General features: G+C 65.7%; 10 protein-coding genes. 7 read left to right on the forward strand and 3 right to left on the reverse strand.

Annotated elements, in window-relative coordinates; all coding sequences use genetic code 11:
- Positions 1–8 precede the first annotated feature (8 nt).
- The 3 genes from BLR57_RS18640 to BLR57_RS18650 all read left to right on the forward strand — a co-directional run bounded on the left by BLR57_RS18640 (position 9) and on the right by BLR57_RS18650 (position 3167).
- Complete coding sequence (locus BLR57_RS18640) at positions 9–707, forward strand: competence/damage-inducible protein A (RefSeq protein ID WP_089700206.1); 699 nt, start codon at positions 9–11, stop codon at positions 705–707.
- A gap of 234 nt (positions 708–941) precedes the next feature.
- Complete coding sequence (locus BLR57_RS18645; RefSeq protein ID WP_089700208.1) at positions 942–2000, forward strand: ATP-NAD kinase family protein; 1059 nt, start codon at positions 942–944, stop codon at positions 1998–2000.
- Between the two features lie 135 nt (positions 2001–2135).
- Positions 2136–3167 (forward strand): phosphate uptake regulator PhoU, encoded by a 1032-nt coding sequence (locus BLR57_RS18650; RefSeq protein WP_089700210.1) that lies wholly within the window; start codon positions 2136–2138, stop codon positions 3165–3167.
- A 63-nt stretch (positions 3168–3230) separates the two neighbouring features.
- Here BLR57_RS18650 and BLR57_RS18655 read toward each other — a convergent pair whose 3' ends face one another.
- Entirely contained in the window at positions 3231–3641 is a 411-nt protein-coding gene (locus BLR57_RS18655; protein ID WP_244510117.1) for a DUF7528 family protein, read from the reverse strand.
- A gap of 192 nt (positions 3642–3833) precedes the next feature.
- Positions 3834–5036, reverse strand: coding sequence for an LEA/WHy family protein (locus tag BLR57_RS18660; protein WP_089700212.1), 1203 nt, complete (start codon positions 5034–5036; stop codon positions 3834–3836).
- Positions 5037–5211: 175 nt separating this feature from the next.
- On the opposite strand from BLR57_RS18660, the gene BLR57_RS18665 reads away from it, so the two are divergent.
- From BLR57_RS18665 to BLR57_RS18680, 4 genes are read left to right on the forward strand one after another with little or no spacing between them, the layout of a single operon-like run.
- Positions 5212–5397 (forward strand): DUF7525 family protein, encoded by a 186-nt coding sequence (locus tag BLR57_RS18665; RefSeq protein WP_089700214.1) that lies wholly within the window; start codon positions 5212–5214, stop codon positions 5395–5397.
- A gap of 53 nt (positions 5398–5450) precedes the next feature.
- Positions 5451–5675: a DUF7123 family protein gene (locus BLR57_RS18670; RefSeq protein WP_089700216.1), complete on the forward strand. Its 225-nt coding sequence runs from the start codon at positions 5451–5453 to the stop codon at positions 5673–5675.
- Between the two features lie 39 nt (positions 5676–5714).
- On the forward strand, positions 5715–6155 hold the full coding sequence (locus BLR57_RS18675) for an SRPBCC family protein (RefSeq protein ID WP_089700218.1): 441 nt from the start codon (positions 5715–5717) through the stop codon (positions 6153–6155).
- Positions 6152–6961, forward strand: a complete 810-nt coding sequence (locus BLR57_RS18680) for a carbon-nitrogen family hydrolase (protein ID WP_089700220.1) — start codon at positions 6152–6154, stop codon at positions 6959–6961. Before BLR57_RS18675 ends, BLR57_RS18680 begins: the two co-directional genes overlap by 4 nt.
- Before the next feature lie 370 nt (positions 6962–7331).
- Here the strand turns inward: BLR57_RS18680 and BLR57_RS18685 are convergent.
- On the reverse strand, positions 7332–8663 hold a 1332-nt coding region (locus tag BLR57_RS18685), incomplete at its 5' end, for an aldehyde dehydrogenase family protein (RefSeq protein WP_089700222.1).

The following is an 8663-nucleotide window of genomic DNA, read 5'->3' on the forward strand; positions in this document are numbered from 1 at the left end:
GATGAGCTATGCGAGTCGCAGTGGTCACCGTCGGCGACGAACTGCTCGCCGGTGACACCGTCAACACGAACGCGACGTGGCTCTGTGAACAGCTGACCGAGCGTGGCGTCCGCGTCGAACGCGTGACGACCGTGCCCGACGACCTGTCCGACATCGCCCGCGTCGTCAACGAGTACAACGCCGAGTACGACGCCGTCCTCGTAACCGGGGGACTCGGCCCGACCCACGACGACAAGACGATGGCGGCCGTCGCCGCCGCCTTCGGCCGCGAGGTCGAGGAACATCCGGACGTCGTCGCCTGGTTCGACGAACACGGCGGCTACTCCGGCGACGACCTCGCCGAGGGGACGACCCATCTCCCGGCGGGGTCGCGGATGCTCCCGAACGAGGAGGGCGTCGCGCCGGGCTGTGTCATCGACAGCGTCTACGTCTTCCCCGGCGTGCCCGGCGAGATGAAGGCCATGTTCGGTCTCGTCGCCGACGACTTCGCGGGCGAAAAGACCTACACGGCGACGGTGACGACGCCCGAACCCGAGAGCACGCTGCTCGACCGGATGCAGGGCGTCCAAGAGGCGTTCGACGTCGACCTCGGCAGCTATCCGGGCGAGAACGTCCGACTGAAAGTGACCGCGCGGGACCCCGAAACGGCCGAGGCGGCGGCGCGATGGCTTCGCGAGCGCGTCGAGTCGGTCGAAGTCGAAGAATGAAGTCGGGTTAGCGGTACAGGTAGGCCAGCCAGCCGATAGTGACGAGCAGGCTGGCGACGAGGACGACGGCACCCGTCTCTGCGATGGGCAGCACTTCTCCGGCGGCGGCGGTGAGCGGAATCATGTGTGTGAGTCTTTCTGTTGGGGGTTTCTTAAACGTTCGACATCCGGTCAGCCGCGCTCGGCCGGTGGCGTTCCGCACCCCTTTTCCCCGTCGCTTTCCTCGCTCCGGCCATGCGCATCGGTGTCGTCGTCAACCCCATCGCGGGCATGGGCGGCCGGGTCGGGTTGAAGGGAACGGACGGCAAGGTCGCCGAAGCCCGCGAGCGCGGCGCGCAGCCGCGCGCACCCAACCGCGCCCGCCGCGCCCTCTCGCGACTGGCCGACCTCGCACCCGACACCGAGATTCTGACCTACGCCGACCCGATGGGCGCGTCCGAGGCTCGCGACGCGGGCTTCGAGCCGACCGTCGTCGGCGAGCCGGGAGCCGAAGAAACCGGTGCAGCCGACACACACGCCGCCGTGGAGGCCTTCCTCGACGCCGACGTCGACCTCGTGTTGTTCGTCGGCGGCGACGGCACCGCCGCGGACGTCGCCGAAGTCCTCGACGGGACGGACACGCCGATGCTCGGCGTTCCCGCGGGGGTCAAAGTCTACTCCTCGGTGTTCGGCGTCTCGCCGGAGGACGCCGGTGAGATCGCCGCCACCTTCGACCGGACCGAGCGCCGCGAGGTCATGGACATCGACGAGGACGACTACCGGGCGGGCGAGGTCCACCCCGAGCTTCGGGGCGTGGCGTTCGTCCCCGTCGCCGACGACCTCCAGTCCTCGAAGCAGCTCGGCGGCGGGACGGTCGACGCGCTGGCCGCTGGTGTCGCCGACGGCGTCGAACCGGGCGTGACCTACGTCCTCGGGCCGGGGAGCACCCTCGGTGCGGTCAAGGCGGAGCTGGGCTTTGCAGGCTCGCCGCTCGGCGTCGACGTCTGGCGCGACGGCGAGCTCCTCGCTCAGGACGCGACGGAGGCGGAGATTCTCGCGAATCTGGGGGAGAAGAACGTCATCGTCGTCACACCCATCGGCGGGCAGGGGTTCATCTTCGGCCGCGGCAACCCCCAGCTCTCGCCGGACGTCATCCGGGAGTGTGAAGTCGAAGTCGTCGCCTCCCGGTCCAAACTCGACGACCTCGGGGTGCTCCGGGTCGACACGGACGACCCCGCGTTGGACGAAGCACTCCGTGGGTGGACCAAGGTCCGCGTGGGGCGGTTCGAGCGGCGGATGATGGAGATCGTCTGAACCAGTCTAGGCACACCCCACGTGAAGGAGTGGCATATTAGGATTCGACGACGAACATGGACTTCGAATAAACATTACACTACGTATAATGGGCATATAGTCAAGATTAAGGTCACTGGTGGGATACGAGTTGCCATGGAAACGCGGAAGGTCCAACGGCTCGGGCCGTCGACGCTGGCGATGACGCTCCCCGCGGAGTGGGCGAAGGAACACGGTGTGAACAAGGGCGACGAGGTGTCGCTGCGGATGGGCGGCAAGGGGACGCTCACGGTCCTCCCCGAATCGGCGAGCACGGAGGACTCGGAGGCAGTCCTCCACGCGGACAACCTCGACGCCGACGCGCTCGAACGGGCAATCGTGGCGCAGTACGTCCTCGGACGGCGCGTCATCCACGTCGAGAAGCGCGACGGCGCGCTCGACAGCGAACACATCAACGCGGTCTACAAGGCCGAGACGCAGCTGATGGGACTCGGCGTCATCGAGGAGACGCCCGAGCGAATCGCCATCCGCTGTTCGGTCGACCCCGAGGACTTCACCCTCGACAACCTGCTGGAACGGCTGGAGAACACGGGCAGCACGATGCGCGGCGAGGCGGTCAAGGCACTCGCACACGCCAACCCGGACCTCGCCCAGCGCGCACTGAACCGCGAGCGGCAGGCGAACAAAATCTTCGTCCTCCTGCTCAGACTCATCTTCACGGCCTACCAGAACCCGAACCTCTGTCGGGCGGTCGGTCTCGAGTCCGGCTTCCCGCTCATCGGCTACCGCTCGGTCGCGAAGAACCTCGAACTGACCGCCGACAACGCCGAGGACATCGCCGAGATCGTCCTCAACACCGAGGGTCACTCGCTCGACGTCGACTCGGCGACCATCCGGCGCATCCGCGAGTTCACCGACCAGGTCGACGAAATCACCGTCAAGGCGGTGCAAGCGGTCGTCGAGCGCGACTACGACAAGACCATCGAGGTCCGGCGGCTGTTCCACGACATCACCGACCGCGAGCGCGACATCCTCAACGACCTCGAAGAGATGCCCAACGAGGAACTGCTGCGGGTGCGCGAGGTGCTCGTGAGCCTCCAGCAGACCGCCCAGTACGCGATGCGGAACGCCGAGATCGCGGCGAACCTCGCACTCAACGAGGAGAATCGCCACGTCACGATCACGTAGACTGGACGGAGACACCGACGAAACCGACCGAGACCGTCGCGGTGGCCGGGCGGTGGCCGGCTCTTAGTCCGCCATCGACGGTATCTCGGCCGGAGGCGACGGATTCGGTTCGTCGACTCCCGACTCGTTTTTCTGCTCGACTTTCGTCGCCGTCAGCGGGTTTCGCCGCTCGATCTCGCAGTCGAACGCCGGATGCTCACAGACGTGTCGAACCAGCATATGCCGCCGCGACCCCGTGAGACCGGTCCGGCCCACGTCGTCGGCGTCGAACGTCTCCGGTAAGCGGTCGTACAGCCGCCGCAGCTCCTCGAAGCTCTGGAACACCTTGGCGTTGCCCGCCGAGTCGGCACCACGCCGCGAGACGACGTAGCTCCCGTCGGTGCGGTACTCGCCGGCGGTCCGGAAGAACTCCTGTTGCTCCGTCAGCGCGTCGCCGAGCGCGCCGTGTAACTCGGCGGCGTCCGAGCGCGACAGCTCACAGGAACTGCCGTCGACCTGTACGATAACCGATTCACCGTCCGTCGAAACCGTGACGGCCGTCTCATCACCCGAGAAGAACGCGACCAGGAGACTGGGTACTCCGTGACATAACACAGCAATCGTACGTGGTCGACAAAACTCTGTCGGGGGCGAGGGGTCGCCCGACAGCCCGTCGGGTCCCGAGGGTCAGAGAAGTCCGCCGTCGTCGTCGTCACCGGTCGTCTCGTTGCCCGAGGCCGTCGTTGTGGTGGTCGCGGTGGTGGTCGTGGTCGATCCCCCGTCCGACGGGGTCGCCGTCGGCGTGGCGGTGTCGTCGCCGACGAGGCTTCCGTCGTCCGAGGCAGTCGTCGTCGCCGTGCCGTCGGAGCCGGGCGTCGCCGTCGACCCGTCGGAGTCCCCGCTCGAGTCCGACGAGCCGTCGTCGCTCCCCGCGTCATCCGAGGCTGCCGACCCGTCTTTGTTACCGAACATATCCGTCTCGATGGTCTCGGTGTAGGTCATCTCGTCGAGCGGGACGGTGTGGGTCGTCCCCGCGATCTCGATCTTCGCGTAGAAGTCGATGCGGAGTTCCGTCACCTGGTTCCGTTCGAGATGGCTGACCCACCACTCGTCGAGTTTCGAGTTGTCGATTTCGGTCTGCGTCTCGAGGGTCTCCTCGGACTTCGCGGGGACGACGTAGGTTTCGTTGGTCGCTCCGCTCCCGACCGCGACGTCGTTCATCGTGATGTTGTACCCGATTTCGGTGATGGGGACGGGAGTGGACTTGGGGTTGTAGACGGTGAAGTCCATCTCGATGGGCGTCGTCTCGTTGTCGACCTGTCCCCACCGCGCGCTCGTCTCGTTGACGTAGAGCACCGGGTCCGAGACGACGGGCGCGTTCGCGTTCACGGGCCGCGTCTCCGTGGAGTTGAACTGTGAGATGAGGTCGGTGTCGATGCTCCGCTCGACCTTCGGCGCGCCGAAGGATTCGCCGAGCAACGAGGAGTGGACGTCGGCGTCGACGGTCAGCGTCGTCGACTCGCCGTTCCGGATGTGGCTCACCCACCACGCGGGAATCTTCTCGTTGTCCATCTCCGTCGTGAAGGGGAGCGTCGAGTTGCCCGTCTCGACGTCGACGCCCTCCTTGACGCCCTCTGCCATCCGGATGTCGTTCAGCGAGACGGCGTAGTCGACGGTGAGACCGCCGAGCGAGACGCCGATGGGGTTGGGGTTCGACACCTGGAGGTCGGTCTCGATGACGGTCGCCGAGTCGTCGACCGGGCCGAACGCGTTGTCGACGCCCGTGACGCTCGGCGCGCCGACCACGCCGAGACCGACAGCCGCACCGACCGCGCCGACGAGGACGACGACCGCGACCAGTGCGTACTTGAGTTTCCCAGTTCCGAGCATGCTCGCACCTGTTCGCTCCATCCATAAATTCGGTTTGGCTGGAGACAACAGAATTGCCGGCTGTTTTCGCCGGAGGGCGTCGGGTCGGTCGAGTCAACCGAGTCGGCCAATCCGACGCCGAGACCGTGGTAGCGTCTGTCGAATAGACTAAGTGCTCCGCATCGAACGGGAGAGTATGGAAGGCCAAGCCGTGTACTCGGACAAAGGAATCGGATTTGCGATGCTGTTCTCGTTGCTCGCCATCGGCGGAGCGGCCGTCTTGCTCGTCGCACCGGGCCAGGTCACGAAGGCGTGGGGCTTCGCGCTCGCGATGGTCGCGGCGTCTATCGCGGTCGTCGGGACGCAGGCGTACTGGGGTTAACTGACCGAGGAGAGCGACAATCGTTAATAGCGCGAGTCCCTATTCCCAGCAAGATGAGTGAGTACACTGAGGAGGAACAACGGATTGTGGCCTATCTCAGCGAAGCAGTCGCCGGCGGGGAGCGGTATTTCCGAGCGAAGAACATCGCCGAGGCCATCGGTCTCTCGGCGAAACAGGTCGGCTCGCGGCTCCCGCGGCTCGCCGAGAAGTCCGAGGACGTCGACATCGAGAAGTGGGGCCGCGCCCGCTCGACGACCTGGCGCATCAGCCCGAGCTAACACCCCCGTTTTTTTACGGTCTCTCCCCAAGTCACCTCCATGACTGTCCGGGTTCAGCGGACGTTCGAGTTCGACGCCGACCCCCAGCGTGTCTGGGATTTCATCGCCGACCCAGCGAAGCGTGCGGGCGCGATCAGCGTCGTCGAGGAGTTCGAAGTCGACCCCACCGACGAGCGGAAGGCGACGTGGCACGTCCGACTGCCTATCCCCCTTCTCAACTCGACGGTCGGCGTCGACACCGAAGACATCACGCGCGACGAACCGACGTACGTGAAGTTCGTCGGCAAATCCAGAGCACTGCGCGTGACCGGCGAACACACCATCGAGACCGACGAGGACGGCGAGGGCTGTCGGCTCCACAACGAGTTCATCGTCAACGGTCGCCTGCCGGGCGTCGAGAAGTTCTTCAAGCGGAACCTCGACCGCGAACTCGACAACCTCGAGGCCGCACTCCGCCGCGACCTCGAGGTCACCGCATGAAGCTCACGCTCGCCCAACTCGACCAGACCGCAGGCGACGTCGGGAAGAACCTCAACCGCGCGGAACGCACCGTCGCCGACGCCGCCGAGCGCGGGGCAGACCTCGTCGTTCTCCCGGAGCTGTTCACCGTCGGCTACTTCGCCTTCGAGTCGTACGCCCGCGAGGCGGAGGGACTCGGCGGCGAGACGTTCGGCCGACTGAGCGACCTCGCCGCCGACCACGGTGTCGGTCTCCTCGCCGGGAGCCACGTCGAAGATCTCGAAGCGAGTGCCGCTGCGGGCTACGACGTGCCCGACAACGACGGCCTCGCCAACACGGCGGTCTTCTTCGGCCGCGACGGCGAGATGGAAGCGGTCTACCGTAAGCACCACTTGTTCGGCTACGGCTCTGCCGAATCCCGGCTCCTGACACCCGGCGACTCCCTCGAAACCGTCTCCTTCGAGGGCTTCGAGATCGGGACGACCACCTGTTACGACCTGCGCTTTCCGGAACTCTACCGGTCGCTCGCGGAGGCGGGCGCGACGCTCGTGCTCGTCCCGAGCGCGTGGCCCTACCCACGGGTCGAACACTGGCAGACGCTGCCGCGGGCGCGAGCCATCGAGAACCTCTGTTACGTCGCGACGGTCAACGGTGCCGCGCAGTTCGGCGAGACGCGACTGCTCGGCCGCTCGACTGTCTACGACCCGTGGGGGACGCCGCTGGCGAGCGCGGGCGACGAACCGACGCTCGTCGAAAGCGAGGTCGACCCCGACCGGGTTGCCGAAGTTCGCGACGAGTTCCCCGCGTGGGCCGACCGCCGACAGTAGGCCGTCGCTCGTGGCGGACGGACTCGCCCGTGCCGGTGGCTTTATCCATGACCCCTCCTTACGACGTGTTGCCGGAAGACGACGCTTTTCTCGTCGCTGCCGGCAACTAACCGCCGCACCGTGTCGCAGTGTCGGGGTCCACTGTGACGCACATCGGAGGTGGCTTCCGCCAGCCGCCATTCGCCGCCGATCCGGTCTTCATCCGCCGCGTCGGCGCGCCCGCCATGGCCATGGCAATTCGCCCCTGAACCCGGCAGGGGCATACTTTCCACTCGTGATTCTCGCTTCCTGAGCCGAGACGCCGTCCACACAGTCGCTGTCGCTACCGCTGGCGGAGCATCAACGAAAAAAACAGCTGACCGTGGCCGGTTCAGTCGTCTTTGGTCTTGATGTCGGCGGAAAGACCCTGTGCCATCTGGATGTCTTTGGAGTTGTTGAGCGTCCAGGCGGTGCGCTCGGTGACGGCTTCGATGATTTCGCGCGCCGAGGGGTAGCCGTTACCGGATTTCTTGACGCCGCCGAAGGGCAGGTGGACTTCGGCACCGATGCACGGGAGGTTGCCGTAGGCCAGTCCCACCTCCGCATTGTCGCGGAAGTAGTTGATCTGGCGGTAGTTCTCCGAAATAATCGCACCCGCGAGTCCGTAGTCAGTGTCGTTCTGGATGGCGACCGCTTCTTCGATGTCGCCGGAGTACTTCAGCAGGGCGACGTGGGGGCCGAAGACTTCCTCGTGCGTGCAGCGGAGGTCTTCCCACGCGTCGGCTTCATACACAAAGGGTCCGACCCAGTGGCCGTCTTCGTGACCGTCCGGAATCTCGTCCTCGTCCAACTCCGTTCGGTCGACGAGGACGTTCACGCCCTCTTTCTTCGCCAGCTCAGCGTACTTCGTGACCTTCTCCTTGTGACCGGCCTCGATGAGCGGGCCCATGAAGGTGTCTTCGTCCAGCGGGTCGCCGACGGAGACGTTCTTCGCCAACTCGACGTAGCGGTCTTTGAACTCGTCGTAGACGTCTTCGTGGACGACGATGCGCTCCGAAGAGACACAGCGCTGGCCGGTCGTCTTGAACGAACACATCAGCGCCGAGTGAACGGCGATGTCCAGATCCGCCTCTTCGGTGATGACGACGTTGTTCTTGCCACCCATCTCACACGCGGCGAGTTTGCCGGGCTGCTGGGCGACTTTCTCGGCGACCTCGTGGCCCACCTCGGCCGAACCAGTGAACAGGACGGTGTCGACGCGTTCGTCCTCCACGATGGAGGCGCCGGCGTCGCCGAAGCCCTGGACCATGTTGAACACGCCGTCGGGAATACCGGCATCCTCGAACATCTCGGCGATGATCTGGCCGCACCACGGCGTCTGTTCGGCGGGCTTCCAGACGACGGTGTTACCCTCGACCAGGGCGACGGCCATGTGCCAGAAGGGGATGGCGACCGGGAAGTTCCACGGGGTGATACAGCCGACGACGCCGCGAGGTTTGCGGCGCATATAGGCGTCCTTGGCGGGAATCTCGCTCGGGATAACGTCGCCTTTGGGGTGGCGAGCGTCGCCAGCGGCCCACTCGACCATGTGGTACGCTTCGATGACGTCCGCGCGACCTTCCGAGATTTCCTTGCCGCACTCTTTGGTCACGACTTCTGCGAGTTCTTCGGTCCGCTCGCGGAGCTCGTGGTAGATGTCCCAGAGATATTCCGCGCGGTCGAT

The sequence above is a fragment of the Halogranum gelatinilyticum genome (genome assembly GCF_900103715.1).
GTDB lineage: Archaea > Halobacteriota > Halobacteria > Halobacteriales > Haloferacaceae > Halogranum > Halogranum gelatinilyticum.

Bases quoted from the DNA above. Each gene is read 5' to 3' on its own strand.
- BLR57_RS18675 (WP_089700218.1), top strand. From the start codon at position 5,715: ATGACTGTCCGGGTTCAGCGGACGTTCGAGTTCGACGCCGACCCCCAG.
- BLR57_RS18640 (WP_089700206.1), top strand. From the start codon at position 9: ATGCGAGTCGCAGTGGTCACCGTCGGCGACGAACTGCTCGCCGGTGAC.
- BLR57_RS18660 (WP_089700212.1), bottom strand. From the start codon at position 5,036: ATGCTCGGAACTGGGAAACTCAAGTACGCACTGGTCGCGGTCGTCGTC.
- BLR57_RS18645 (WP_089700208.1), top strand. From the start codon at position 942: ATGCGCATCGGTGTCGTCGTCAACCCCATCGCGGGCATGGGCGGCCGG.
- BLR57_RS18670 (WP_089700216.1), top strand. From the start codon at position 5,451: ATGAGTGAGTACACTGAGGAGGAACAACGGATTGTGGCCTATCTCAGC.
- BLR57_RS18680 (WP_089700220.1), top strand. From the start codon at position 6,152: ATGAAGCTCACGCTCGCCCAACTCGACCAGACCGCAGGCGACGTCGGG.
- BLR57_RS18665 (WP_089700214.1), top strand. From the start codon at position 5,212: ATGGAAGGCCAAGCCGTGTACTCGGACAAAGGAATCGGATTTGCGATG.
- BLR57_RS18650 (WP_089700210.1), top strand. From the start codon at position 2,136: ATGGAAACGCGGAAGGTCCAACGGCTCGGGCCGTCGACGCTGGCGATG.